This is a genomic window from Bacillus sp. LR--39, from assembly GCF_053613335.1.
In genome coordinates this window covers 1-611 of the sequence record NZ_JBSIOT010001170.1, presented here as the reverse complement: position 1 = coordinate 611, position 611 = coordinate 1, and the positions used below count along the sequence as shown (strand labels likewise).

The following is a 611-nucleotide window of genomic DNA, read 5'->3' as shown; positions in this document are numbered from 1 at the left end:
ACTATTTGTCTTCCTTTCTCCTCTCAAAAGCCATAAAACCGTAAGTCAGCAGGATCTCAGAAACCCCGATTTCCTGGATGACAAAGAAGTCCTGCTGTATTTCTCATCCTCTGCGGATCAAGATGCATTTGGCGGCGGGAAAAGCTACGCCCTGTTTATCAGCCAGGACGGATCGCTGTCTTCCTTTAAGATGAAGGGCCTTGAGCTGGGCTCAGCCAAGGTTCACGGTGACAGCGTGATGCTGGAGGACAAAAACACGATTTATACGATCAAAAACGGCCTGCGCTCCCATAAAAGAACCTATCAGCACACAGGCGACAGCGCAGGCTTTCTGCAAAACACGGACGGCTTTTACACCTTATACAACTCCGGCTACGACAAAAAGAAAGACGGATACCGCTCAGAGCTGTACCGGCAGATGGACGGTGGGTGGAAAAAAGACGTCATCCCCTACTACATCCGAGCCTCCGGTTTCCATGACGGCGCCATTTACGCACTTGTCCCGACAGCTGACGAAAAAGGCTATGGGCTCCTTCAGATTCAAGCAGATCAAAGGAAGCTCACTTATCACACGATAACGGAATGGCAGTACCGGGAAGGAGCCTCAGTCG

At 50.7% G+C, this 611-nt stretch carries 1 pseudogene; it reads left to right on the top strand.

Annotated elements, in window-relative coordinates:
* Positions 1-611: pseudogene (locus ACWHAR_RS29205) on the top strand (hypothetical protein); the annotation flags it as partial.